At 43.5% G+C, this 26,417-nt stretch carries 25 protein-coding genes; 4 read left to right on the top strand and 21 right to left on the bottom strand.

Annotated features, from left to right (window positions below):
- Positions 1 to 29 precede the first annotated feature (29 nt).
- Positions 30 to 1,379, top strand: coding sequence for an Nramp family divalent metal transporter (locus ACTW1R_RS13855; protein ID WP_087628006.1), 1,350 nt, complete (start codon positions 30 to 32; stop codon positions 1,377 to 1,379).
- A gap of 42 nt (positions 1,380 to 1,421) precedes the next feature.
- Here ACTW1R_RS13855 and ACTW1R_RS13860 read toward each other — a convergent pair whose 3' ends face one another.
- The 9 genes from ACTW1R_RS13860 to ACTW1R_RS13900 all read right to left on the bottom strand — a co-directional run bounded on the left by ACTW1R_RS13860 (position 1,422) and on the right by ACTW1R_RS13900 (position 12,537).
- Positions 1,422 to 2,645, bottom strand: a complete 1,224-nt coding sequence (locus ACTW1R_RS13860; RefSeq protein ID WP_087628007.1) for a DUF1015 domain-containing protein — start codon at positions 2,643 to 2,645, stop codon at positions 1,422 to 1,424.
- Positions 2,645 to 3,829 (bottom strand): phosphoglycerate dehydrogenase, encoded by a 1,185-nt coding sequence (locus tag ACTW1R_RS13865; RefSeq protein WP_016609459.1) that lies wholly within the window; start codon positions 3,827 to 3,829, stop codon positions 2,645 to 2,647. The genes ACTW1R_RS13860 and ACTW1R_RS13865 overlap by 1 nt, the downstream gene beginning before the upstream one ends.
- Positions 3,830 to 4,909, bottom strand: a complete 1,080-nt coding sequence (serC, locus tag ACTW1R_RS13870; protein ID WP_005228215.1) for a 3-phosphoserine/phosphohydroxythreonine transaminase — start codon at positions 4,907 to 4,909, stop codon at positions 3,830 to 3,832.
- A 125-nt stretch (positions 4,910 to 5,034) separates the two neighbouring features.
- Positions 5,035 to 5,961, bottom strand: a complete 927-nt coding sequence (locus ACTW1R_RS13875) for an alpha/beta fold hydrolase (RefSeq protein WP_087628008.1) — start codon at positions 5,959 to 5,961, stop codon at positions 5,035 to 5,037.
- Between the two features lie 205 nt (positions 5,962 to 6,166).
- Positions 6,167 to 7,573 carry a glycoside hydrolase family 43 protein gene (locus ACTW1R_RS13880; protein WP_087628009.1) on the bottom strand — a complete coding sequence of 469 codons (1,407 nt, stop codon included), beginning with the start codon at positions 7,571 to 7,573 and terminating at the stop codon, positions 6,167 to 6,169.
- A gap of 30 nt (positions 7,574 to 7,603) precedes the next feature.
- Positions 7,604 to 9,397, bottom strand: a complete 1,794-nt coding sequence (locus ACTW1R_RS13885) for a glycoside hydrolase family 2 protein (RefSeq protein WP_087628010.1) — start codon at positions 9,395 to 9,397, stop codon at positions 7,604 to 7,606.
- Between the two features lie 18 nt (positions 9,398 to 9,415).
- Positions 9,416 to 10,249, bottom strand: coding sequence for a carbohydrate ABC transporter permease (locus ACTW1R_RS13890; RefSeq protein WP_081117855.1), 834 nt, complete (start codon positions 10,247 to 10,249; stop codon positions 9,416 to 9,418).
- A gap of 11 nt (positions 10,250 to 10,260) precedes the next feature.
- Complete coding sequence (locus ACTW1R_RS13895) at positions 10,261 to 11,136, bottom strand: carbohydrate ABC transporter permease (protein ID WP_016609464.1); 876 nt, start codon at positions 11,134 to 11,136, stop codon at positions 10,261 to 10,263.
- A 159-nt stretch (positions 11,137 to 11,295) separates the two neighbouring features.
- A complete protein-coding gene (locus ACTW1R_RS13900; RefSeq protein ID WP_016609466.1) occupies positions 11,296 to 12,537 on the bottom strand; it encodes an extracellular solute-binding protein in 1,242 nt (413 codons plus the stop codon).
- A gap of 245 nt (positions 12,538 to 12,782) precedes the next feature.
- On the opposite strand from ACTW1R_RS13900, the gene ACTW1R_RS13905 reads away from it, so the two are divergent.
- Complete coding sequence (locus ACTW1R_RS13905) at positions 12,783 to 13,691, top strand: ArsR/SmtB family transcription factor (RefSeq protein WP_008380365.1); 909 nt, start codon at positions 12,783 to 12,785, stop codon at positions 13,689 to 13,691.
- A 78-nt stretch (positions 13,692 to 13,769) separates the two neighbouring features.
- Here ACTW1R_RS13905 and ACTW1R_RS13910 read toward each other — a convergent pair whose 3' ends face one another.
- The 6 genes from ACTW1R_RS13910 to ACTW1R_RS13935 form a co-directional block, all read right to left on the bottom strand.
- Complete coding sequence (locus tag ACTW1R_RS13910) at positions 13,770 to 14,798, bottom strand: Gfo/Idh/MocA family protein (RefSeq protein WP_010749991.1); 1,029 nt, start codon at positions 14,796 to 14,798, stop codon at positions 13,770 to 13,772.
- 24 nt (positions 14,799 to 14,822) lie between these two features.
- The gene (locus tag ACTW1R_RS13915) at positions 14,823 to 15,791 is read right to left on the bottom strand and encodes a sugar phosphate isomerase/epimerase family protein (RefSeq protein ID WP_489927303.1); all 969 of its coding nucleotides are present in this window, start codon (positions 15,789 to 15,791) and stop codon (positions 14,823 to 14,825) included.
- A complete protein-coding gene (locus tag ACTW1R_RS13920; protein WP_167821444.1) occupies positions 15,788 to 16,507 on the bottom strand; it encodes a ThuA domain-containing protein in 720 nt (239 codons plus the stop codon). Before ACTW1R_RS13920 ends, ACTW1R_RS13915 begins: the two co-directional genes overlap by 4 nt.
- A complete protein-coding gene (locus ACTW1R_RS13925) occupies positions 16,504 to 17,256 on the bottom strand; it encodes a sugar phosphate isomerase/epimerase family protein (RefSeq protein WP_167821443.1) in 753 nt (250 codons plus the stop codon). The genes ACTW1R_RS13920 and ACTW1R_RS13925 overlap by 4 nt, the downstream gene beginning before the upstream one ends.
- 30 nt (positions 17,257 to 17,286) lie before the next feature.
- Positions 17,287 to 18,360: a Gfo/Idh/MocA family protein gene (locus ACTW1R_RS13930; protein ID WP_005228203.1), complete on the bottom strand. Its 1,074-nt coding sequence runs from the start codon at positions 18,358 to 18,360 to the stop codon at positions 17,287 to 17,289.
- A 231-nt stretch (positions 18,361 to 18,591) separates the two neighbouring features.
- The gene (locus ACTW1R_RS13935) at positions 18,592 to 19,461 is read right to left on the bottom strand and encodes an AraC family transcriptional regulator (protein WP_167821442.1); all 870 of its coding nucleotides are present in this window, start codon (positions 19,459 to 19,461) and stop codon (positions 18,592 to 18,594) included.
- Positions 19,462 to 19,593: 132 nt separating this feature from the next.
- Between ACTW1R_RS13935 and ACTW1R_RS13940 the strand changes: the two genes are divergently transcribed.
- Positions 19,594 to 20,382, top strand: coding sequence for a PHP domain-containing protein (locus tag ACTW1R_RS13940; RefSeq protein WP_060791485.1), 789 nt, complete (start codon positions 19,594 to 19,596; stop codon positions 20,380 to 20,382).
- 107 nt (positions 20,383 to 20,489) lie between these two features.
- Here ACTW1R_RS13940 and ACTW1R_RS13945 read toward each other — a convergent pair whose 3' ends face one another.
- The 6 genes from ACTW1R_RS13945 to ACTW1R_RS13970 form a co-directional block, all read right to left on the bottom strand.
- Positions 20,490 to 21,428, bottom strand: a complete 939-nt coding sequence (locus tag ACTW1R_RS13945; protein ID WP_005228196.1) for a 2-dehydropantoate 2-reductase — start codon at positions 21,426 to 21,428, stop codon at positions 20,490 to 20,492.
- 266 nt (positions 21,429 to 21,694) lie between these two features.
- On the bottom strand, positions 21,695 to 22,657 hold the full coding sequence (gene trhO / locus ACTW1R_RS13950; protein WP_010749997.1) for an oxygen-dependent tRNA uridine(34) hydroxylase TrhO: 963 nt from the start codon (positions 22,655 to 22,657) through the stop codon (positions 21,695 to 21,697).
- 107 nt (positions 22,658 to 22,764) lie between these two features.
- Positions 22,765 to 23,514 carry an alpha/beta fold hydrolase gene (locus ACTW1R_RS13955; protein ID WP_010749998.1) on the bottom strand — a complete coding sequence of 250 codons (750 nt, stop codon included), beginning with the start codon at positions 23,512 to 23,514 and terminating at the stop codon, positions 22,765 to 22,767.
- A 100-nt stretch (positions 23,515 to 23,614) separates the two neighbouring features.
- Positions 23,615 to 24,487: a fructokinase ScrK gene (gene scrK, locus ACTW1R_RS13960; RefSeq protein ID WP_010749999.1), complete on the bottom strand. Its 873-nt coding sequence runs from the start codon at positions 24,485 to 24,487 to the stop codon at positions 23,615 to 23,617.
- Positions 24,488 to 24,506: 19 nt separating this feature from the next.
- Entirely contained in the window at positions 24,507 to 25,004 is a 498-nt protein-coding gene (locus ACTW1R_RS13965; protein WP_005233908.1) for an LURP-one-related/scramblase family protein, read from the bottom strand.
- Positions 25,005 to 25,007: 3 nt separating this feature from the next.
- Complete coding sequence (locus tag ACTW1R_RS13970) at positions 25,008 to 25,883, bottom strand: SPFH domain-containing protein (RefSeq protein WP_010750000.1); 876 nt, start codon at positions 25,881 to 25,883, stop codon at positions 25,008 to 25,010.
- 165 nt (positions 25,884 to 26,048) lie between these two features.
- Between ACTW1R_RS13970 and ACTW1R_RS13975 the strand changes: the two genes are divergently transcribed.
- Entirely contained in the window at positions 26,049 to 26,405 is a 357-nt protein-coding gene (locus ACTW1R_RS13975) for a hypothetical protein (RefSeq protein ID WP_005228172.1), read from the top strand.
- The last annotated feature ends 12 nt before the right edge of the window (positions 26,406 to 26,417 follow it).

The raw sequence follows: 26,417 nt of genomic DNA on the forward strand, positions 1-26,417 counted from the left end.
GTATACCTAAAAAGATAGGACGTGAAACGATGAATGAAGAAAAAAAATTGATCCAAGCGGCCAACGGTCCTAGCTTGGAAGAAATAAATAATACAGTTGCCATTCCAAAAAACGGCAGCTTTTGGCGCAATCTCTTAGCGTTCTCTGGTCCTGGGGCATTGGTAGCCGTGGGCTATATGGACCCAGGAAACTGGATCACCTCGATCGGAGGCGGTGCTGAATATGGCTATCTCTTACTTTCTGTGATCTTGATTTCCAGTTTGATCGCTATGCTGCTGCAATACATGGCAGCCAAGCTAGGGATCGTGACCCAGATGGACCTTGCGCAAGCAACTCGTAAACACACCAGCAAAGGCTTAGGCTTTGTCTTGTGGATCGTCACCGAATTGGCTATCATGGCAACGGATATCGCGGAAGTGATCGGAGGAGCGATCGCTCTCAATCTACTATTCGGCTTACCTTTATTAGTTGGGGTCATCTTAACGATTTTCGATGTACTGCTTCTGCTCTTTTTAATGAAATTGGGTTTCCGAAAAATCGAAGCGATCGTCATGACACTGATTTTGGTCATTATGCTGGTCTTTTGTTACGAAGTCATTATTGCTCAACCAAATTTGCCTGCTGTCTTGCAAGGCTTTATTCCCCAAAAGCAAGTCTTGAACCATGGGCAGCTGACAATGGCGTTGGGGATCGTTGGTGCGACTGTGATGCCGCATAATCTCTATCTGCATTCTTCGATCTCCCAGTCACGAAAAATCGATCGCAGCGATACCCAAGAAGTGGCAACGGCCGTGCGGTTCGCTACTTGGGATTCCAATATCCAATTATCCGCTGCGTTTTTGGTCAATTGCCTGCTTTTGATCTTAGGAAGTGCCTTGTTCTTTGGTCATAGTGAAGAAGTCGGCACCTTCTCCGCGCTGTTCGATGCTTTGCAAGATTCCTCCATTGCTGGCGCTGTCGCCAGTCCAGTCTTGAGCGTTCTGTTTGCCGTGGCGCTCTTGGCATCTGGTCAAAATTCAACGATCACTGGGACACTGACAGGGCAAGTCGTGATGGAAGGATTTATCCATATGAAGATCCCTACTTGGGCGCGACGTCTGATCACCCGTGGCTTATCGGTGATCCCCGTCTTGCTTTGTACGATTTACTTTGGCGGCAACGAACAAGCCTTGGACGATCTGCTGATTTATTCGCAAGTCTTTTTAAGCATCGCCTTACCCGTTTCGATGATTCCGTTGGTTCTTTTTACCAGCTCAAAAAAAATCATGGGGGAACGCTTCAAGAATCCGCTATGGGTCTCTACCTTAGGCTGGATCTGTGCCATTGCACTGACGGTCTTGAATGTCCGCTTGATCATCGAAACACTCGGCAGCTTCTAATAGAAAAAAAGCTTACGAGGTAGCCTCGTAAGCTTTTTTTGGTTAATTCGTTTCTAAATCATGTAAAAACAGACCGCTCAACAGTTTTGGTTCAAACCAAGTTGATTTTGGCGGCATAATTTCTCCCGCATCGGCGACTGCCAAAAGATCGGCCATTTGCGTTGGATACATGGAAAAGGCCAATGTCCATTCTCCGCTATCCACCAAACGTTCCAATTCTTCTGGACCACGAATTCCGCCGACAAAATCAATGCGTTTGTCTGTCCGCACATCTTGGATCGCGAAAATATCAGCCAGCACGTATTGTTGTAAAAGCGACACATCCAGCTGTCCTACCGCATCTTGCGGCACAGCTTCCGGTTTGATGGTCAACTCCCACCACGCATGGTTTAGGTACAGATGAATCGAACCACGTTGCGCTGGTTTCTTCCTTGTAGTTTCTCGAATCGTAAAATGCTGGGCTGCCTGCTCAAAAAAGGTATCTGGCACTGGTACCCGCAAAACCCGATTGTATTCCCAAATCGCTAATTCATTTTCTGGGAATAAAATCGCTAAAAAGCGGTCGCTTTCTTGACTGCTTTGGCCATCGGCTCGCTTTTGCAAGCCGACTTTGACTGCTGACTCTGTGCGGTGATGCCCATCCGCAATATAAAGGGCATCTACAGCTTGAAACTGCTGGGCAAAAGAGGCGACTAGCGCTGGATCATCGATCAGCCAAACACGATGTTGCACTTCATGATAGCTGACAAAATCATAGATTGGTGCATGCTCTGCTTGCCACGCATTGATCGCTTCTTTGACTGCTGCTGGTTGGCGATAGCTCAAGAAAATCGGACTTGTATTGGCATCACATGCCAGAATATGATTGATCCGATCGATTTCTTTTTCTGGACGGGTAAACTCGTGTTTCTTGATTTTCCCAGCGACGTAATCATCGATCGAGGTACAGGCGACAAGCCCAGTTTGGCTTCTACCAGCCATCGTCAATTCATACAAATAATATGCGGGCGCCGTTTCTTGAATCAACCAGCCTTCTTCTTGAAAAGATGCAAGATTTTCCGCCGCTTTTTGATACACCTGTGGATCATAAGGATCGATTCCTGGCAAGTCGATCTCCGAACGGTCGACGTGGAAATAGCTGTAAGGATTGCCTTGCGCAAACGCTGCGGCTTCTTGTGAATTGACCACGTCATACGGTAGCTCGGCCACTTTTTCTGCCAATGAGGCTTCTGGACGAATGGCTTTAAACGGAAATACTTGAACCATTAATACCCAACCTCCTGATTCTTGATGACCCGTACACGAACGATATTTTCGTTCTCCCGCAGTTTATCGGCTAATTGATTCAATAAGGCTTCATCTTCAGAAGCGACATCGGCTAGGGTGTAAGCAAAGTCTTCCCGTCCACGATTCAGCATATTGTCGATATTGATTCCAGATTCCGCAATGATCGATGAAATCTGACCTAACATATTCGGTACATTGCGATTGATGATCGTCAGACGATAAGGCGAATGAAAAGCCATCTCAACAGTTGGAAAATTCACTGAGCGCTTGATGGTCCCAAATTCCAAGAATTTTTTCAATGTTCGGGCTGCCATCTTGGCACAGTTGACTTCAGCTTCTTCTGTTGATGCACCTAAATGCGGCAAGACGAGGACTTTTTCATTGTGCAGCAATTGTTCATCCGCAAAATCAGTCGTATAGCCCGCTAAACGGTCGGCTTTTAACGCACGTAAAACGGCATCTGTATCGACGATTTCTTTACGAGAAAAGTTGAATAGCTTCGTTGTAGGTTTCATTTTCGCAAGTTCGGCTTCCCCGACGAGATGATGCGTGTTTTCCATTAGCGGCACATGAACCGTAATAAAATCACAGGTTGAAAAGACTTCCGCAATATCATTGGCACGCTTGACCCGACGAGAGATCGTCCAAGCAGTATCCACTGACACGTAAGGATCATAACCGACTACTTCCATCCCTAGACGATAAGCATCGTTAGCGACCATCGCTCCAATAGAACCAAGGCCGATGATTCCTAACTTTTTGCCTTCTAACTCTGTTCCAGCAAATTGACTTTTTTGCGCTTCTGCTTGTTCTTCCACATTATCACCGCTCAAGGTTTGGACCCATTGGGCACCTCGTAAAATCGGACGGACACTTAAGAGCAGACTAGCGATCACTAATTCTTTGACCGCATTGGCATTGGCGCCTGGCGTATTAAAGACGACGATCCCTTTTTCAGTACATGCTTTGACGGGAATGTTGTTGGTCCCAGCCCCTGCACGGGCAATACCTAAGACACTTTCAGGAAAAGCGTAATCGTGCAATTTCTGGCTGCGCAGCAAAATCCCTTGCGGTTGGTCGCTTTCGTTGATGGCATACTTTTCTTTTTCTAAACGCTGTAATCCTTCTGGTGCGATCGCATTGAATGTTTTAATTTGGAACATTTATTTGACCTCCGCTTCAAATGATTTCATAAAGTCGACTAACGCTTGAACGCCAGCTAATGGAAAGGCATTGTACAAGCTTGCTCGCATTCCTCCAACGGAACGATGCCCTTTCAAGTTCTCAAAGCCAGCTTTGACAGCTTCTTCATTGAAGCGCTGATCTAATGCTTTATCCCCTGTCACAAAAGGAATATTCGTTAGTGAGCGGCTGTCAACAGCCACAGGACTACTGTAAAGAGCAGAGGCTTCGATCGTTTCGTATAAAAGCGCCGCTTTTTGACGGTCTTGTTCTAAAATTGCAGGAATGCCGCCTAATTCTTCCAACCATTCAAACACCAATTTAGCAATATAGATAGCATACGTTGGTGGTGTATTGTACAATGAGTCATTTTTAGCCTGTAGACGATAATCCAGCATTGGAGCGAAGACAGCATCATCATTGAGTAAATCTTCTCGGATGATCACTACAGTCAACCCTGCAGGACCAATATTCTTTTGGGCCCCAGCATAAATCACACCGAAGTCTTCTACGCGATAGTCATTGGCTAAAATATTTGAGGACATATCCGCTACGATCGGCACGTTGCCAGCCTGCGGAATCGTTTGAAAGGCCGTCCCTTCAATGGTATTGTTCGTGGTGATATGCAAATAAGCCGCTTCTTGATCGATCGCATCTTCTGAAATTTCTGGAATATAGGTAAAGTTTTGATCCTCACTAGAGGCAACGACTTCCACCGTCACGTTTCCAAGCGCTTTTGCTGCTTCAATAGCTTTCTTCGACCAAGAACCGGTATTTACGTATAAGGCTTTTTTGTTTTGTGCAAGATTTAAAGGGATCATACTGAATTGGAGACTCGCGCCGCCTTGTAAAAACAGTACCTGATAGTTTTCAGGAATTCCCATTAATTTTCGTAAAAGTGCTTCTGCATCTTTAATGATCGCTTCAAACAAGGAGGACCGATGACTCAGCTCCATAACGGACATCCCACTTCCGCGGTAATTCAAAAGTTCGGATTGTGCTTTCTCCAATACGGGACGGGGCAATACGGCAGGACCAGCTGAAAAGTTATAAACTGTCATACAAAAAATCTCTCCTTTATGTTAGATGTGAAAATCATTATAACAGATAGCCGAAAATGAAAAAAGCCTTAAAAGAGAAAATAATTTTGAATTTTCAGAAAAGACTACCAATTTCTTAACGTTCGTCATTTCGGCATTTTTTCAAACAGCCAGCGAGAAATTTCATTGTAAACGATCTCGCGGTTGCGCTCATTCAAAATCTCATGACGTCCCTGCTCAAGCAAATACATCGTCACGTCAGCATTTTGCTTCAGCTGCTGAGCCAATTGGCGGACGCTTTTGCCATAGTGCCCCACAGGATCATCTGCACCTGAAATCAAGAGCAGCGGCAATTCTGGATCAATCCTGCGCAGTTGATCCGGATCACTGGCAGCTTGCGTCAATGTAAAGAGATCCTTGTAAGCCGCTAAGGAAAAATGAAATTGCGTGTAAGGGTCCTTCAAGTAGCGATCCACTTGTTGCGGATCACTGGTCAACCAATCCTTGGCGGTCCGATTGGGACGAAAACGCCGGTTGTGCTGGCCAAAAACCAGCTGTTCCATTACGTGATAAGGCCATTGCTGAGCGGCAAACGGGCGCAACAAGTTCGTGACAAGTTTGCCTCCTTGCATCAGCACGGCTTTTTCCATCGTGGTGCCCATGATGATCGCTCCTGACAATGGATGTGGCTGACTAAACAAATAATTCCGCAACACCAGCGACCCCATACTGTGCCCTAAGATAAAGTATGGTCGGTCTGGGTAGCAAGCAGCTGCGTACTGATGGACCACTCCCACATCTGCCACTAAATAGTTGGCGCCCTCTTTTTCACCAAAATGCCCATAGGCCTGTGTTTCTTTCACGGATTGCCCATGCCCTAAGTGATCATGACCGACCACCGCATAGCCTTGCGTAGTCAAACATTCCGCAAACTCGTGGTAACGTTCAATGTGTTCGATCATTCCGTGAACGATTTGCACGACTGCTTTCGGCTGTTCTTCTGGCAGCCACGTTTTGACAAAAAGCTGATCCTTCCCATTTGATGAAGTCAGCTTTTCTTGATTCATCCTCATAGTTCGCACCTCTTTTGCTTTTTCTTTTCCCTTCGCCAAATAAAACGGTCGTTTTCTTTATTATACATGGAATTTTAGGCTATGGCGGTAGGAGTTGGGAATTTTCAAGGATAAAAAAATCCTGCCACATTGTCTAAAGACAAAGTAGCAGGAGTCAAACGATCATCACCCGTCGCTTGGATTAAAAAAACTTCCTCATTATTCTTTATTGGAATTTGACGATTTCTAAACGATCAATACTTAGCGTGTCAACCCCAATCTCAGACGAAAGGGTGATTTCCTGCGGTCCTTTCGGTAACTTCATGCGGACTTGTAGCGGTTGATAATATTCGGAAGGATAGACATCCACCACGTGACTTGCTTGTTTCGTTTCAATCTTGACCTGAATTGGGTCATTTAAGGAGAGATAATCAGTGGTTTTGACATAGGCAATCACCAGAAATTCATCTGATTCTTCAATCTGAGGGGTAAAGATAATTTTGTCAGTCGTTGATTCAAAGCCTTGGACGACTTTCTTAGAGAGTGCTGCCTCATCTTCGACAAGCGCTAAATCGCCTTCCAACAAAGCACGGCTAGCAGTTAATCGCAGTCGATTCGGCTCAGCTTTTGGCAACGCTTGAACATGCCACTCATCCAAAGGAGCTTCCAGTAGGACTTTATCCTCTTGATCCCAACCAAACTTTTGCAAGCGGATTGAACGGTCCCAGCCCGAATGATCCCACCGAGCAGCGTGATAAATCAACCAGTCTTCAGAACCATCTTTTGATTTGGCAAATCCATTATGACCAGGTCCATAGACAGTGTTTGTCTGTTGGAAAATCGGCTCTGGTTCCTTTTGCCAATTCGCTCTTTCTAGGGGATCATCAGCTACATCTAGGGTCATAAGACCAAGAGCGTAATCATTGTCCCAGCTTCCACTGGCAGAGTATACCAAATTGACTGTTTCGTCTTTGATAATCACTTGAGGGGCTTCATTGATCAATGGTGTTTGCCGCATTTCCCATTCATATTCTGGTTCTGAGATAAGCCGTTTCTCCCCAATCACTTCCGTAGGGGAGACCATTTCCGCTACATAAAGATTTTGCGCAACATTTTCATACCCTTCCCAGCCCGACCAAAGGAAATAGCGTTTGTCATTGATCTCTAAAACTGTTCCATCAATCGCAAATTTATCATCCATCCCTTTGATCTCTTCCAATTGCCACTCACCCATGTAAGGATCTTTTTGATGATTGACTAATGCGTACATACGATGCGTTTCTGAAGGACGATTAGCCGCGAAATACATCACCCAGCGATCATCTAAGTAATGAAGCTCGGGTGCCCAGATACTTTCAAATTCTGCTGGCATTTCCCAGATGACCTTTTTTTCACCAGCAGCAACGTGAGAGAGGTTTTCAGCACGCCAAAGCGTTAAATTATTCCCAGTCGTTTTGGTATAATAAAAGAACGCTTCCGTTTGCAAGATCCAAGGATCTGCCCCATCATTATCGATAATTGAAGTAAAATCGGACACTTCTTCCCCTGGATTAGTTCCAGTGCTACAACCGGTTATCATAAGCGCAGCAATCAAGATACTTACTCCACTGAGCCAAGCTGCTGATTTCCCCATCGGACATCGCCCCTTTCCTTACCAATCATTTTATTCTATCTGTGGTGGATGAAACTGCTCATTGATCTCTTTAATCGCTGCCAAATCAACTTTTGGTTGGCGGTCATAGGTCAGCAATCCATTGATTTCTTGTTCAACATCTGTCAACTGAGTGTAGCAATAGCCCCAGAGTCCGACAGAATCATAAACAGCTGTCATGATTCGCTGATAATCCTTCAAGAAATCTTGTTGATTTTCCACTGAGGTATAGCCCCAACCGGGTTGCCCCGAAACATCGAAGCCAATACCGCCAAACTCGGTCAATAAAATAGGCTGATCCTGATAAGAAAATCCTCCAGCGAAAATCGGCCATGGGGTCGATACTCGATTCACCAATTTTTCTCTCGTGCTGAGACTGTCTTTGAAGTATAGATATTTTTGCCGTTCAGATTCTTGCCCATGCGCATAATTATGAATCGCACAAATATCTGTCTCCGTCATCGCCCAACCATCATTTGAAATAACCAACCGTTGCTGGTCTAGCGAATGGATAAAGTGATACATTGCTTGAGAAAAATGCTGTTGCTGACGATCAAATGATATTTTTGGCACACCCCAGCTCTCATTGATTGGTACCCAAGTAACGATCGAAGGGTGACTATAGTCCCGAGTGATGATCTCTGCCCACTCTTGCATCAAACGCATCACAGAACGATCGGTATAGATTGCCGGCGCCGCACACTCTCCCCAAACAAGAAATCCTAATTTATCTGCCCAGTATAAAAAGCGTGGGTCTTCTGTTTTTTGGTGTTTTCGGCAACCATTAAATCCCATTTCTTTGGCCAATAAGATGTCTTGTTTAAAGTCCTCATCTGTTGGTGCAGTTAACAAGCCGCTCGGCCAATAGCCTTGATCGAGAACCAACTTCTGGTAGTAAGGCTTGTTATTTAAGTAAATCATACCGTTTTCTGTATGTATTTTACGCATACCAAAATAACTTTTTAGCTGATCGATGGCATTCCCTGCTTCTCTAAGCGTCAATTCAACATCAAATAATTGCGGCTTTTCAGGTGTCCAAGACCAGCCTTCGTGGTGAAAATTCGTCCGAAAAATTTCTTGCTGGAAAATATCAACTGCAAAACTCAACTTAGAAGTGATAAAGTCTGCCTTTCCGCTGGTAACTAAAACATCTTTAAAATAGATTTGATATTCTAAGACTACTTGCGGCTGCAACTGGTTCAGTTCTACATCGATCTTCACGGCGCCAGCATCAAAATCACTCGTAAATTTCACCTGTTGCAGATGGGTTTCAGCAACTACTTCAAGCCAGACTGGCTGCCAGATCCCTGTTGAGTTTGTGTACCAGATTCCTGCTGATTCTTCTTCCCAAAATTGTTTCCCCCGTGGAATGCTTTCATCAAAATGCGGGTCAAATGCTCGCACACTTAGTATTTGCTCTTGTCCAGATACTAGAGCATCCGTGATGTCTATATCAAACGAGGTATGCCCTCCGCAATGATTTTTCACATGATTTCCATTGACAAACACATCTGCTTCATAGTCCACCGCCCCAAAATGCAAAAGGACACGACTTTTTTCAGGGACTTGCACATCGAAGGTCCGATAATACCATACAACGTCGTGCACTTCTCGATGATCAATGCCGCTCAATGCACTTTGATAGACAAAGGGAACATTGATCTTGTACGGATAGTTTGCTTCGTTTGTGTACCACTTTTCTTTTAAACCAAGATTTTGGTCATCAAAGGCAAATTGCCATTCACCATTTAAGCTTAACCAATTTTCTCTCTCAAATTGCGGTCTCGGGTATTCTTCTCTACTCATATTTCCTCCAAAAACAAATTATTTTATGCCACTTTGCAACGACATTGACGCCATAAAGCTTTTTTGCGCCACCAAATACAATAAAAAGGTAGGGATCAAGGCTAAGATTGCTCCAGCAGTTCCAATTCCCGGATAGGTCATGTATTGCCCTTGTAGCAATTGCAGCCCCGGTGTAATCGGCAATTTATCAATATCGTTTATCACGATCGATGGCCACAAGAAGTCATTCCATGAGCCAGTAAAACTAAATAACGCAACCACCGTCAATACAGGTTTGATCAACGGTAAAATGATATGATAAAAGATTTGAAACTCGTTGGCCCCATCGATCACAGCCGATTCATCCAATTCTTTAGGAATCCCTAAAATGAACTGCCGAACGAGAAAAATGTTATAAACACCTGCTGCTCCAGGAACGATGACTGCCAGAAATGTATTGGTCCAACCTAACGTATCAACGATTTTAAAATTCGGGATCAAATTGACCACCCCGGGAAACATCATCGTTCCTAACAATAAGGCAAAAATCAAATCTCTCCCCTTAAAGGTGAGTCGTGTATAGCCATAAGCCGCAAACGAGACGATCACCATAACTAACAGCGTATGTGAAGTTGAAATAATCATTGAATTCACAAACCAGCGGAACACAGGAGAAGAATCATTGCCTTGTAACAAGCCCAAAAAGTTAGCCAGCGTCCAATCTTGCGGAATCAAACTGAACCCAACCTTTTGAATCTCTGCCTCCGATTTAAACGAGGTAAAAATTGCCCATATCAAAGGAAAGATCCAAATCACACAGACGATCGCTAGTAAAATAAAGGCAATTCTTTTCCCTAGTTTGTTTTCTCGCATCTTCATCCCTCCTATCTTTCCATTTTTTTGATGACCATAAATTGCACAATCGAAACTGCCATGATTACAAAACCTAGTAGAATGGCCATCGCTGAAGAAATTCCTGCAACCGAGGTACTACTACCAAAGGCATTTTCTTGGATGTACATCATCAACACGCGAGTAGAATTGTTGGGTCCGCCTCCCGTCAGCATTAGTGGCTGACCATAAATATTAAACTGAGCGATGGTCGTCATGACCGTGGTAAAAACAAGCTGGTTGCGAATACTCGGCAAAGAAATACGGAAAAATTTCGTGATACTATTCGCACCATCTAATTCTGCTGCTTCTAACTGCTCTTTGGAGACGCCATTTAATGCAGCAACATAAATAATTAGATTCCCACCTAATGTCCACCAAATCGTCACGATCAAAATAGCGATCCATGCCCATGGTTGCGTGCCTACAAAATTGATGTCGATACCGAATACTTCTTTGATCGGTCCAAAAGATTTGCTCAAAAGGAACCCCCAAATAATCATGACGGCAGAGATTGCAAATAATGTTGGCAGGTAGAGAATCGATTGAAAAAAACGCATCATTTTTGGTTTAGCAGATAATGCAACCGCTAGCAACAAGGGAATTACAATACATAACGGAACGGAGATTGCCGCAAAAAACAGCGTATTTTTCATTCCATTAAAAAATTGCGTATGATACAACGAGTCTTGATCAAACAAAATCGTTTTAAAATTATCAAACCCGACAAAAATCGGTGTACTGAACAGATCCCATTCAGTAAAAGAAACATAGATCCCAATCACTGCAGGAACTAAAAAGAATAAAAGAAAAAGGAGCATATGCGGACCAATAAAAACGATTGGCCAGCCATTTAACCTTTTTTTCATCAATACCCATCCTTCCTTGTATTTCTAGTGCAGCTCTCAACAAGAAACGACTGTGACAGCCCTTTAAGCCTCCCTATCAGAATTCCTACCCTATCAAAAAATGGACTGAATTCTTTTTATGGTCGCTCTTCCTTCTGCCACAGCCTCCACATGAGAAGATTATTTCATCTTTTCTTCTACAACTTTTTGGATCTCACCAAAAGTCGTTTGAATATCTGCTTTTCCTGTGATCATGTCCCATGAACGATTATCATATTCACCAAAGATATACGATAAGCCATCAACTGCGTTAACAGAAATTGCCGCCTGTCCTTTTTCTGTCTTCAATAAGAAGGATTGTGGCATCTCAACATATTCTTCATTGTCTAGCATTGCTAAGGAAGTAGGATTTGCACCTGATTTGACCCACTCTAATTGGTTTGCTTGTAACCAAGTCAGAAAGTCGACCATGCCACTTTTCTTTTCATCGGAACGTTCCTCGTTCGTTTTGAACATCGCAAACTGATCGACGCCTGAACCCTGAATGATATGTTCCGCATCCCATTGAGGAGTAAATGTTTGACCCCAAGTGAAGTCACTGATTTCTTCCATATTACTTAGCATCCATGTTCCTTCTGGAAGAAAAATCAGCTGCTGGTTTGCAAAAAGTTTATTTGCATCTTCACCATCTGGGACCATGTAGCCGGCATCGTATAGATCCTTAAACTCTTGAACGGCATTGTAAGAAAACTCATTATCGATATTGATGTTTCCTTGTGCATCTTGCCATTCCCCACCCATTTGTTGGTAGAGATTCGAATAATTCTGCATGCCCCATGTATAGCCAAAACTATAGATACCATCTGCTTTTGCTTTTTCCCCAGCTTGTCTGATTTCTTCATACGTCACTACGCCATCATCCAACGCTCCTGGAACATATTTATCCACCAAATCTTGGTTGTAATACATCACCCACGAACCCATGGTTGCCGGAATCCCATATTGACTATCATCCACTACACCAGTGTCCCAAGCAGCTTCTACGTAGTTTTCCCGTGCCAATTCTGTCCCATCGATCATGTCATCCCAAGTTTCAAGCATGTCTTGGTGTTTATACGTAGGCAAAGCTTCTGAGGCGATCAAAGCCAAATCAGGGACACCTTTCCCCGATTTCCCCGCAGTCGTCAACTTTGAAGTAAAGGTGTCACCTTGCATGCTTACTAACTTCACTTTAAAGTCTGGGTCTGTTTCATTGTATTGATCAATCGTTTTTTTGATTTTTTCACCGTCCGGTCCTGTTGTCGAAGACCAAAGCAAAATTTCTGAATTATTACTTGAGCTACCACTTCCGCCACAAGCAGCTAACAACACTGTACATAATAAGCTTGTCCCTACTAAAACAATTGATTTACTTACTTTCATTTTTTACACTCCTTTTAATTTAACTAAAAAGTAAAATGACATCCAGTTATCAATAAACATAATCGTTAGACTATCGTCGAACAATGTTTACACCGTAAAGTTACTATAAATATAAAGCGCTGTCAACACTATTTTAACAAGGGATAGCTAAAAAATCATCATTTTACCATTTGGTAAATTCACAAGGTTGTGTTATAATTAAACCATCTTTTCATTAAACATTTTAGTATAACGAGGTGATCGCTATGGAATTGGATCTAACAAACGCATCTTTACCGATCTACGAAGCACTGGCAAATGAAACTCGCTTAGCGATTTTAAGAGAATTAGGCGATAAGAAGAAAAGCATCAGTGAAATTGGACAAAAATTAGCAATCAGCAATGCTTTGATGACCAAACATATCCGTAAACTCGAAGAAGCTCAGTTGATCAAAACAGAAAAAGGATCGGGGCAAGACTGGAAGAAAAAATATTTATCTCTAAAAACTGATTTCATCAATATCAATTTCCCAGCAAAAGTGTTTCCAGAAATGAATCTAACCTCCCAATCCGTGAAAATTGGCCACTTCACCGATTTTAAAGCTGAGCCTTCTTGTGGAATGGCGACCAAAGACCGCTTGATTGGCGCCTTAGATGATCCAAAATCTTTTCTGGATCAAGAACGTGTTGATGCAAGTATCATCTGGCTAAATAACGGTTTTTTAGAATACAAAATCCCAAATCCTTTGAAAAATGGTGAAAAAATCGAATTACTAGAAATTAGTATGGAGATCGCTTCAGAGTTCCCCATTTCGAATAACTATTGGCCCAGCGATCTTTCCTTTTACTTAAACAATCACTGCATCGGTAGCTATACCGTACCAGGAAACTTTTCGGATGTCAGAGGTTCTCTGACTCCGCAATGGTGGATCGATGAGTTCAGTCAATATGGATTACTTAAGCATTTACGCATCAATCGCTATGATACTTCCCTCGATGGAGAAAAATTAACCGATCACAACCTGAATGAAATCGACTTAGACCACAGTGATTTTTTCACCTTTAAAATTGCTGCACCTGCAACTGCCGAAAATGCTGGTGGTTTGACCATCTTCGGCGATCGATGGGGAAATTATCCTCAAGATTTATTGTTCAATTTTTACGTATCGGAATAACTGTTATCGTTTCATTACACAAAAAAAGCACGTAGCGAAAAGAGATCACTCCCTCAGCTAGTGCTTTTTTCTATTCTCTTACGCTGTGGCAAAAATGCGTTCGATCAACTGCATCACTGCTCGAACTTCTTCGTTTTTAACGATAGGTTCGGCACCGTTGCGTACAACGTTGTAAAAATTCTTGTAGAAAGGTTCAAAATCTGCTTCGGCTTTCGGGAAAGGAATTTCTTTGGCTGCCAATTCCGATGGGGGTGCCATCGTTTTCGTCAAGCCGACGCCTGCTTGGACTGGTTTTGGTGCTGCCACATCTTCGCGACCTGTTGCTTGCACCATTTCCCCATTTAAATCCCAATCGGTGATGGTGGCTGTTCCTTCTGTTCCTTTGATGTACCAGCGAGGCAATTGCGTGTAATTGGAGGTTCCAACTTCCACGATTGCTTTGACCCCATTTTCAAAGGTAATCAAAGCGAAGAACCCATCATCGACTTCTTCCCCCAACACAAAGCTAAGATCCGCTTTAACATCTTTCACTGGACTGTCGATCAGCCATAGCATTTGATCCAGCAAGTGAACGCCCCAGTCTAAAAGCATTCCCCCACCTTGTTTTTTCACATGGCGCCAGTCTCCTGGGATGCCGTTTGCCCCTTGGACCCGTGACTCTAATTGGAACAAATCACCGATCTGTCCATTACGGTACAGTTCGCGTACAAGTAGAAAATCAGGGTCCCAACGGCGGTTTTGGTGAACCATAAAGGTATTGCCAGTTTCTTGGGCAACCGCCACGATCTCATCTAGTTCCGCAGTATTCAACGCAACAGGCTTCTCGCAAACAACATGTTTGCCGGCTTTCAACGCAGCGATCGATAACTCTTTGTGCAAGTCATTAGGTGTGGCGATCAATACTGCTTCGATCGTCTCATCGGCTAAGACTTCATCATAGCTTTTAAAGATCTTATGGCCTTTTTCTTGGGAGATCGCTTGACGTTCTTCATTGATATCGTAAGTTCCTACGATGTGGATTCGTTCGTTTTCATTTGGTAAGATATTGTGGACATGGTACGCACCCATGCCGCCATATCCGATTACTGCAAAATTGATTGCACTCATGTCTGACACTCCTCGGTTTTCTTCTTATGCCCACCACATGGATGAAGCTTCTTCACGGATCATAATCGTCTTCAAGTTACTGATGGCACGAGTCAGTCCTTCATCAATGGACATGATTGGATCTTCATGTTCAATACTCAAGACATAATCATACCCATAAATTCTAAGCGCAGAAATAATATCTGACCAGACTTGTAAGCTGTGGCCGCAACCGACTGAACGGAAGGTCCAAGCTCGGGTTTTGACATTGCTATATGGTTGCATGTCCGTCAAGCCATGCATGTTGATATTGTCTTGGTCCAAATACATATCTTTGGCATGGAAGTGATGGATCGCATCGGCTTCCCCTAAGATTTTGACCGCTGCCACTGGGTCGATCCCTTGCCACCATAAATGACTTGGATCCAAGTTACAGCCGATGGCTTTACCCGCAGCATCCCGCAGTTTCAACATCGTATAAGGGGTATGTGCCAAAAAGCCACCATGAAGTTCGATTCCGATTTTCACACCAGCCGCTTCCGCTTCCGTGTTGATGCCTTTCCAATAAGGAATCAGTTTTTGTTCCCATTGATAATTATAATTGTCATCGTATTCCGTTGGCCATGGCAATACTGGCCAGTTGACTTGCGTATCTGTTGCATTTCCGCCTGAAACGCCTGAAAATCCATTCACAACAGGTACATTCATTAAGCTGGCTAATTTGATGGTTTTGCGCAAAAGTTCATCGGCTTCTTGCGCTTCTGCTTTTAATGGAGAGATTGGGTTGTTGTGACAGCTCAAAGCTGAGATTTCCAATCCTTTATCAGCTAATTTCGCTAAGTATTCTTTTCGCTCTGCTTCACTTGCTAGTAAACGGTCAATGTCTAAGTGGGCATTGCCTGGAGAACCACCGGTACCGATCTCGACGGTTTGCAGCCCTTTTTTCGCTACTTCATCGATCATTTCTTCAAAGCTAAGTTGATTGAATAACGGGGTAAAAACACCTAATTTCATTTTCTTTCCTCCTCAATTGCTTGAAAATGCCCATATGTTGGGTAACGATTTTCTGTTGGTGCACACCAGCGAGCCGCATTTTGGATCACTTTTTGCACTTTGGGATTGTAATAGCTTGGGAATGTCTCATGACCAGGCTGGAAATAGAAGATCTTGCCATTCCCACGGCGGAATGTACAGCCGCTACGGAAAACTTCACCACCAGGGAACCAGCTGACAAAGATCAATTCATCCGGCGCTGGAATATCAAAGTGCTCGCCATACATTTCCTCTTGCTCTAGTTCGATCCATTCGCCGACTCCTTCAACAATTGGGTGGCTTGGATTGACATTCCAGATCCGCGCATGCTGATCGTCTACTCGCCATTTTAAATCGCACGACGTTCCCATCAAGGTTTTAAAGATTTTCGAAAAATGACCAGAATGCAAGACGATCAGTCCCATTCCTTCCCATACACGCTGCTGCACACGAGCAACGATAGCATCATCGACTTCTTCATGCGCCATATGGCCCCACCAAACCAACACATCCGTGTCAGCCAATACTTGCTCCGTCAACCCGTGTTCTGGTTCATCAAGGGTCGCCGTTCGCACTTGGAAATCATCCTCTTCTAAAAACTTGGCAATTTGATCATGGATTCCTTCTGGATACATTTTTTGGACGGTCTCATTCGTTTTTTCATGACGAAACTCGTTCCATACCGTAACGTGGATCATTGGTAGACCTCCTCTACGATGTTTTTTAATTGCAGATAATCAATCCCGCTGGCTTCTAAAGGAGCGAATTTTTGAAACGCTTCCTGCTCGACGATCAGCCATGGTAGTTCTAATGCTTTAGCTGCTTCTACATACGACTTGATTGGTAAAATCCCATTGCCGATCTCGGTGCTTTCCTGCGGCTGCTCTTGCATATCTTTGATATGAACCAAACCGACCTTCGTTTCGCGTTCCTTTAGCCAAGGTAAAACAGCCACGTTTGCAAAGGCTAACCAGTAAAGGTCGGCTTCCAAACGCAGTTGCGGATTGTCTTTGATCAGTTCATCGATCATAGATTCTCCAGCAACTTCAGTAAATTCATGGGCATGGTTGTGGTAGTAGCAAGTCAGCCCTTCTGCTTGCAACTTTTGGGTGATCTGGGTCAGCTCCGCAGCAAAGGCTTGCCATTTTTCCAAAGAATCAAAGCTGGCATACGGAATGACGATCCGTTGATTGCCAATCGTTTTTTCAAAAGTGACGGTTTCTTCAAAACGATCTCGCAATGCTTCAAACGGGATATGGGAAGCCGCGACCGCCAAATCCAACTGCTCCAGCATTTCTTTGATCTGGGCAGCACTGTGTCCATGATAACCGGCAAATTCAACACCGTTATAGCCGTTTTGTTTAACTGTTTTCAACGCTTCAAAAAGATCTGTCTTGCAGTCCTCTTGAATACTCCAAAGCTGTAAAGCGATTTTCGGTTTTGTCATTTATGCTCGCTCCTTTTCTTCCAGCAGTTCTTATAGGTAGACTGGCTCACCGGTTTGCGATGATTTGTAGATCGCTTCTAAAATCTCCGTCACGACCATTGCTTCTTCAGGTTTGACCACTGGTTCGGTATCGTTGATGATCGCATGGATCCACGATTGTGCTTCTAAAATTTCTGGCGTCTCGCCGTTTCCTTCATAAAAATCAACGCCGCCTGTTTCAAGTTCGATATTTTTTTCATACAGCAAACTGTGGTCTTCTCCGTTGATGGTCAAACCGTTGTTCATATCCGCACCCGCTTTGCTGCCCATCAGTGTCGTTTTGGCTTCTTTCACATCCAAGCTGTTGAGCGCCCAGCTAGCTTCTAAGAAAATCGTTGCGCCATCTTCCATGACCACAAAACCAAAGGCCGAATCTTCTACTGAGAATTTCTCTGGATCCCAAGGGCCCCAAGCATTTGCGGCATTTTTGGTTTGCGACAACTCATGATACGCTTTTCCGACAACAAATTTTGGTTTGTAATTGTTCATCATCCATAAGGTCAGATCCAATGCGTGGGTACCAATATCGATCAACGGACCGCCGCCTTGCGCTTCTTCATCAAGGAAAACACCCCAAGTTGGCACAGCCCGACGACGGATCGCATGAGCTTTCCCAAAATAAATGTTTCCTAATTGTCCTTCGGCGCACACTTCATGAAGATACCGAGAATCTTTTCTAAAACGGTTTTGGTAGCCGATCGTGAGTTTTTTCCCTGTTCGGTTAGCTGCTTCGATCATTGCTTTGGCTTCTGCCGCTGTTTTTGCCATTGGTTTTTCACACATGACATGACAATCCGCTTCTAGTGCGGCAATCGTCAACTCAGCATGTGAGGCGTTCGGTGTACACACATGGATCACATCTAGATCAGCTTGTGCCAACATTTCTTGATAATCGCTGAATACTTGGGCATCTTCGGTCCCAAATGCTGATTTCGCTTCAACTGCACGTTCAACCAGCAGATCACAAAAGGCAACCATTTCTACTTCTTCTACTTGAGACAAGGCAGGCATGTGCTTGCCGTTTGCGATCCCACCGCACCCAATGATTCCAACTTTAACTGTCATATCTTTCCTCCTGAAAACGCTTATTATTTTCTACCTCCTCATTATAGCGAAACATCGAAAGCAGTTCTTCCCAGTTTCCATTGAAAAAATTCCCGAAAATTATCTTATGAAACTTTAACAAAAAGAACCACTCCACAATTTATGCAAAGCGCTTAAAAAAACACTATCGAGAAAAAAATAGTGCCAAATTGACAAAAAAACAGTCGACAAGCAAAGGCTCATCGGCTGTTTCTATCGATTTTGATTCAGTTGTTTCTGGTACTGCAACGGTGATTGACCAACGGCTTCCTTAAAGACATGGTGAAATGTTTTGACACTGGCAAAACCTGCTTTTTCAGCGACTTCTGCCATGGGGATCTTTTCATTGGCCAAGATAAATTTGGCTTGATTGATGCGATATTCCGTCAAAAACTGCATGAAGGTCTTGCCAGTATTGGTTTTAAAGAAACGCGTGAAATAATGTGGACTAAACCCTACATGTCTTGCGGTGTCCTCCATCGTCAAGACTTCTTGGTAATGAGATTCGATGTACTCAAAGACATCATTCAGACGCTGCAAGGTTTCTTTGTATTGCGCGGCCGTTCGCTTTAGTGGATTGACGGCTTGTTTGCGCTTTGGCAAACCTTGATAGCACTCCCCAATCAACTGGTAAAGCAGCCCGAGAGTCAAATAACGCTTCCCAACAACATTCTCCTCTTCCAACTGATACAACTCGATCAAGAGACCTGTTATTTTTTCCGTAAAACTCGTTGGCCAATTTTTGCTGTGGGGCTCCCCTTCTTCAAAGAGTGTCATCAAGGATACTTCATTTTCTCGCAACAGCGGCTCTTCAAAAAGCTTCATATCAAATTGATAGACATAGCGTTCACTCTCAGGCGATGCTAGAAAATAGTGGGGTTGCCCGCTGGAAAAAAGATACAGATCCCCTTCCTCCAACTCAATGATCGTATCGTCAACACCAATATTGACCGTGCCGCGCTTAGCGTAAATGATCTCGATTTCTTTATGGACATGGGGGTAAACGATGGTCAAACCATCATTTAGAAACGTTCGAAAACGAAATTCACTTTCAAATTCAGGAATTTCAAGGTACATACTCATGGCTGACCGACTCCTTCGCTCTATTCTTATTTATTATAAGCGAAAAATTGTCCAAGAGAAAACCTTTTCTCAGCCAATCATAGTTTCTTCTGCTTTTTTGTGGTATCGTATTCAAGAAAAGGAGTCTTGTTTATGAATTATTATGATCAACATCTGCATACATTTTTGTCTTTTGATTCAGATGAACAGTTTGAGAATTATCTTGCTTACCAGCCTGCCTACTTCGTTGCGACAGATCATTTCGATTTGAAGAACCCCTATTCGGGATTCCGTGATGATATTCCTGACTATGAATTACTAGTAAATACCCACCAGAAGCTGCAAGAGACCACAGCGACGAAACTCTTAAAAGGCATCGAGATTGGTGTCGTGCCTGGTCAAGAACAAGAAATCTTGCGCTATCTTGAAAGCCATCCTTATGACTTGAAATTGATCAGTATCCATCAAAACGGTACCTTTGATTATATGGACGATGCCGTGTTGAACAAGGACAAATTTGCAGTCGCCAAACAATACTTTGACCAAATGGCCCACGTGTTGGACTCGTTTTCTGACGGGCACATCGTGACCCACTTTGATTATGGCTTGCGTCGTTTCCAATTTACAGCTGAGGAATTGGCCGCCCATTTTGAAACAGAGTTAACGACGATCTTCAAAAAAATCGTTGCCCGTGACTTAGCGATGGAAATCAACGCGAAGAGCTTTGGCCCCTATCAAAATGCCCACCTTTATCAATATGCTATCCCGCTGTATCAAAGTGTCGGTGGTAAATTGTTCACCCTCGGCTCTGATGCCCATAAAGCCAGTGACTATCGGTTAGATTTTGCAGCGATGAGCGATCTATTGCGTTCCTTTGGTGTCAATCAATTAGCGGTCTTTCAAGGTAGCGAACGGTTTATGGCGGATCTGCCTGCTCAATAGCGTCAACTTTGAATGCACTCTACAACACATTTTCGATAAATGGACAAAAAACGGCGAACCCTAAAAGGATACGCCGTTTTTGCATTTTTAGAATAGATTTACTTAGGTTATTCCGCTGCTAAAATATCTTCCTTAGCATGGATCATTTGAGTCAAAAAGTCGCAATAAGGCGTTGGCACTTGGTACTTTCGGCCTTTTCGTGAGATTGCGCCATTGATATAATCGATTTCGGTTTTACGATGATTATTGATCAAATCTTGATACATGGATGGATAGTGCATTCCGATGCCTTCTGGATCATAGGTTTCCTCAATATGGTGGACTACTTCGGATACATCCAGTTCAACAGATTCATGGGCAGCAACTGCCGCAAATTCTTCCACGATCGTTTGGACCATCGCACGCGCCGTTGAGGTTTGACCGAATTGGGCAATATTCACATTTAAAATCGAACACAAGCCATTTAGGGTGCCGTTGACACAGGCTTTGCGATAGATGGAGTAACGGATGTTCTCAGAATAAGACGCATTCAACCCAGCATCAGCCAAGACTGCCGCCAATTGACGGGCATCTTCTTCTTTCCCCGGTTCGATATTTTGCAGTTCTACAGAACCATCCCCAAACAAGCGAACGTTACCAGGACCAATCAAGTCCGCCGTCCAAATGGTATTTCCTAAAAAGATTTTATCCGTGCTGACGTATTTTTCAATCGTGTCCTCATGACCGATCCCGTTTAATAAGCATAAGACTTTCGTTTGCTCTCCGATCATCGGTTTGATCGTTTGCATCATTTGATCCAGTTGCATCGCTTTAGTAAAGACCAGGATCAAGTCTGCTTGTACAGTCGTTGGGATCTCATTTTGCGAATAGATCGAAAAAGGGACTGCGATCTCTTCACCGTTTAAGTTCGCTCGTAATCCGTGTTCACGGATCGCTTCGATATGCGCAGGCCAGCCGTCGATCAACGTGACGTCATTTCCGCCTCTTTTTAGCATAATAGCAAAACGGCTGCCCATAGCACCTGCACCAGCAATAACAATTTTCATCTGAATTCCTCTTTCCTCTTCCACAATTAGGTATAGTTTACTCTAAAATCGTGAAATATGCGAGAGCCTTGCGTTTTTTCTCGATAGGAAAGAAAAAAGAACAATTGGAATAGTTAGATTTTTCAGATAATTAAAAAACAATCGTTTCCAATTCTGTCCATTCAAAAAAGCCGCACGGAAGGTGGAAAAACTGACTGAGCTAAGCCAGTTTTCGGACTCACGTGCGACTCTTTTAATCATTCATTTCCTGTGAAACAGTTGTCGGTTTAGGCAGTGACTGTTTCATTTTTTGTTGCAAAGTTTTTTAACCGTTCAGCTTTTTCTGCTTCTGTGATTCCATGTTGCTCCACGTAACGGTTGTGTTCGTGGATGGCACAATCATAGCTGCAGGCACCTAAATGGGCAGCCTGATTTTCCTCAGAAGTTAAGAATTGGCGATTGCATTCTGGGTTGGCACAGTTTACATAGCGCTCGCAAGGTGTTCCATCAAACCAGTCGCGACCGATGACTTTTTTATCTACATGATTGATTTCCACACTGATGCGTTCATCAAAGACGTACATTTTCCCATCCCAAAGCTCGCCTTGAACTTCTGGGTCATTCCCATAAGCAAAGATACCGCCATGGAGTTGGGCCACATCTTCAAAGCCTTCTCGCAGCAGCCAGCCTGAGAATTTTTCACAACGGATACCACCAGTACAATAAGTAACGACTTTTTTATCCATGAATTTTTCTTTATTATCGATGATCCATTGCGGCAACTCACGGAAGCTGCGGATATCGGGACGAACGGCTCCTCGGAAATGGCCTAAATCATATTCATAATCGTTACGGGCATCGATCACCACGGTATCTTCATCTAACAACGCTTCTTTGAACGCTTTAGGATCTAAATATTTTCCAGTCATTTCTAATGGATCGATGTCGTCTTCAAGGTTCAATGAAACCAATTCTTTACGCGGACGAACGAATAGCTTTTTAAACGCATGTTCTTCTACTTCGTCAATCTTATAAAAAATCCCTTTAAAACGGGGATCAGCTTCCATTTTTTCCATATAGCGATCCGTTGCTTCAACCGTTCCAGAAAGTGTGCCATTGATCCCTTCATTGGCTACTAAAATACGGCCCTTGATGCCAATTTCTTTTCCAAATGCTAAATGCTCCTTGGCGAAGCTTTCCGGATCTTCAATTGTTGTGTATTTATAAAATAATAAAACGCGGTATGTCAAACCAATTCCTCCTTTTTTTGCACCCTACAGTATAGGTTATCACGTGACAAAAAACGAGTTTTATGCTTGTACCTTTTCACACAATCTTTTTCCTTGCGCAAACCGTGTCATGGATTGGTTTGATTGAGCTCTGCCACGAAAAAAGCTGTGACTTGATCCATCGTTTCTCCACGTACCAGATGGCGTTCTTCTCGCGAGATAAACTGCAAATTTGCTTCTGGATTTTCTGCCACAAAGGCTTCCACATCACCATAAGGAATTTTCTCGTCTTGGGTACCATGCCAAAACAAAAGAGGACGCTGTCCCAATTTCTCTGGTTGAGAAGACAGGTCGTAAGCATCCATCCAGCTTAAAAGCTGACCATAATCCTCGGGTACAAAGAACCCAGCAGCGCCAGCGTGCATTTGGATGCGGTCACGGTATTTCAACATGGAAGGAGAACCCATGATACAAGCTGCCGCTGTGATTTCTGGATGCTGGCACAATAAACCGCACGTGGTCATCCCTCCCATAGAGACTCCGCCAACTGCGATCTGACCGTTGACCAAACCAAGGTTTTCAAAAAAATCGACTAAGTAAGAAAACTCAAATAGATTGGTTTGGATACTTTGCCAAAAAGTTAGAGAAGGAATCTCCGATAGCTGGGTCTTGCGCTCCCCATGATTGGCTGCATCTGGCAAGACCACCCGGAAACCTTCTCTAGCCAACTTTCTGCCTTGTGTCAACACTAATTCTTTACTCGTCTGCCAGCCATGATAGTAAATAATCAATGGCAGTGGCTCATAAATCATTTCTTCTGGTACGACTTCTAAGACCGGAATATTTCCGATTTTTCTTTTTCGAACAGCTAATTTCATTCTTTTCCACCTCAGCTTAAGTATACAAAAAGTCGCCAAAAGCGCCACTGATACGCTGTAAAAAAAGATCATACCCGAAGAGTATGATCCATTTTTTTATTTATGAATGTAAGACCGCTTCTCGAGCCAATGCCAAACAACCGAGGGTTCCAGCGTTGTCTTCTAATGCTGGGGTCACGATATATTTGCTTAACTCAGGTGTTTCGACATACCCATTGACCAATTTTGCAAATGCGTCGTGGACGTTTTGCAGCATATGGCGTTGTTTCATCACACCACCGCCAAAAATGATCACATCTGGAGAAAACATCAAGGTTGTATTGTAGGCACATTGAGCAATATAGGAGGCTTCGATTTCCCAATAAGGATCATCTTCTGCAACCTCTTGCCCTTTTTTCCCTAAGCGTTTTTCGATGGCGGGTCCAGCAGCCATCCCTTCTAAACAGTTGCCATGAAATGGACAGCTGCCAGCAAAGTCATCTTTTGGATGAGGGACGACCAGCATATGCCCCATTTCTGGATGACTAAACCCTTCGATAAAGCGCCCTTCTTGTAAGGCACCGCCGCCAACACCTGTACCGATCGTATAGTAAACGACACTGCTCAATCCTTTGCCACTACCGAAGACATACTCACCGTAGGCAGCCGCATTGACATCTGTTGTCCAAGAAATCGGGATCGGAAATTCTTTTTTCATGGTACCGATGAAATCAAAATTTTGCCATGCCAATTTCGGGGTCGAGGTAATGTACCCATAAGTGGCAGAATCGCGATGGATATCGATAGGCCCAAATGAGCCAATCCCAATCCCTGCTAAATCTGCTTGGTATTGTTTGAAGAAACCAATGACTAAAGGCATTGTTTCCTCAGGTGTCGTTGTCGGAAAGCTCACTCTTTCCTTGATTGTCATTTCTTCATCGCCAATGGCGCACACAAATTTTGTGCCGCCTGCTTCAATCGAACCGTATAACATGCACATCGCTCCTTTTTTTCTAACTACTTGCTGAACTTGACGCTGCGGCATCATCTGCTTTGACGCGATCGATGGCTACCACTAATGCAATGATCAGGTCATCTAGATCTTCTTCATAGATCACAACTTCATAGGTATCGCCCCAAGAGATCCATTTTTTGTGGATCTCTGCAATCCGTTTGCCGTTGCGGTTGACCACAAAATCCATATCCCACCAATTGCCGTCCACATCGATGCCTTCTGCACTGATGGAATAGCGGGCTTTAAAAAATGTGAAATGTTTTTCTAAAACGATCGCTTCTTGGCCGTGGACTTCCACAAAAAATTTCGGTAATAAACTGAACACTTTTTTGGTGATCTCCGCGATCGGTCGCTGCTGCTCATTGAAGATCGTAAAACTTTTCGGGATCTTAAAAAAACTGCCTTCGACATAATAGCGAGGGTTTTGTAAATCATCAGTGACGGTAAATTTTTCACCGATGCTGAAAACCTTCTGTTTGATGTAAAGTTTCTTCAAATGCTACACTCCTTTCTCTTTGACATCGCCCGTATTGATCACCGGCTGCGTGCCTTTATCGGTAATGATCGACACCAATAAATTATTGATCAATTGGACTTTGCGGTCATCTGTGAAATTGATGTCCTGTCCGTCTTCGATTTGTTCTAACGCCATTTGTGTCATGGAGACGGCTCCTTCAACAATGATTTGCCGTGCAGATAAAATCGCTTTGGCTTGTTGGCGCTGCAGCATCGCACTAGCGATCTCAGTCGCATACGCGAGGTGATTTAAGCGGGTCTCTATGACTTCGACCCCAGCAACAGCCAATCGTTCTTGCAATTCTTTTGCCAGTTCTTCAGAAACTTCATTGGTATTGCCTCGCAACGTCAGATCATCGTCATTGAACGTGTCATACGGGTATTGCGTCGCAATATGACGAATCGCTGTTTCACTTTGGATCTCAATGAAATCTTGGTAATAATCGACATCAAACAATGCTTTCGCCGTATCTACGACTTTAAAAACCACCACCGCCGAGATCTCGATCGGGTTTCCGTCTGAATCATTGACCTTCAACAGCGAACTGTTAAAGTTACGGACTTTCAATGAAACATTGATTTTTTGGGTTAATGGGGTTGTCACAAACAAGCCGTTGTCTTTAATGGTTCCTAAATATTGCCCAAAAAAGAGGATCGCTTTGGCTTGGTTGGGCTGTACGATCGTTAACGAACTAAGGAAAAGAAACGAAACGATCCATAAAAGAATACTGAGAACGATTTCGAGAACGCTCTCATTTACGAACCCATGATAAAACAAATAACCGCCGCCAACTAATAACCCGATCAGCACAACCAGTGCTAAATACCCATTCACATGAAATGTCTGTTTTTCTGTCATTTTTATTCCTTCCCTTCTTGCTCTTATCTTACCTTGGTTAAAGCCGCTGTGCAAATGTTCTTGCGCATATCAGGGACGATTCCCAATCAAGCTATTTTGTTTTCTGCAACTTTCCCGTTACAATTAAGGTAGGACAAAATTTTTCTCAAAAAAGGAGTAATTCTTATGGCACAAAAAATTGACTTAGAAACGAGTAAATGGTCGTTGGAATCGATCATTAAAACGGTCGGCACCGATCTTTCCTCTGTTGTAGAGGTACAAAACAAAGATGGCATTGACGTTGTAGTGATCTCGAAAGACGAGTGGCAACATCTTTTGGAATTACTCGATGCACGTCATGCAGAAGGCTATCGGTTGGAGCAAGAGCTTCCTGAAGAAATTTTAGTTGACGTTGCCGATACCGACAACCAATACACCGAAGAAGGCGAGTTAGAAATGGAGCTGCCTGAGCGTGTGCATCCAGCACCAGATTTTGAACTCGATTCAGAAGAAATCGTTGAAAGTGATGACGTACTAGATTAAACAAAAAAGCAA

It is taken from the genome of Enterococcus sp. R12 (assembly GCF_058135755.1).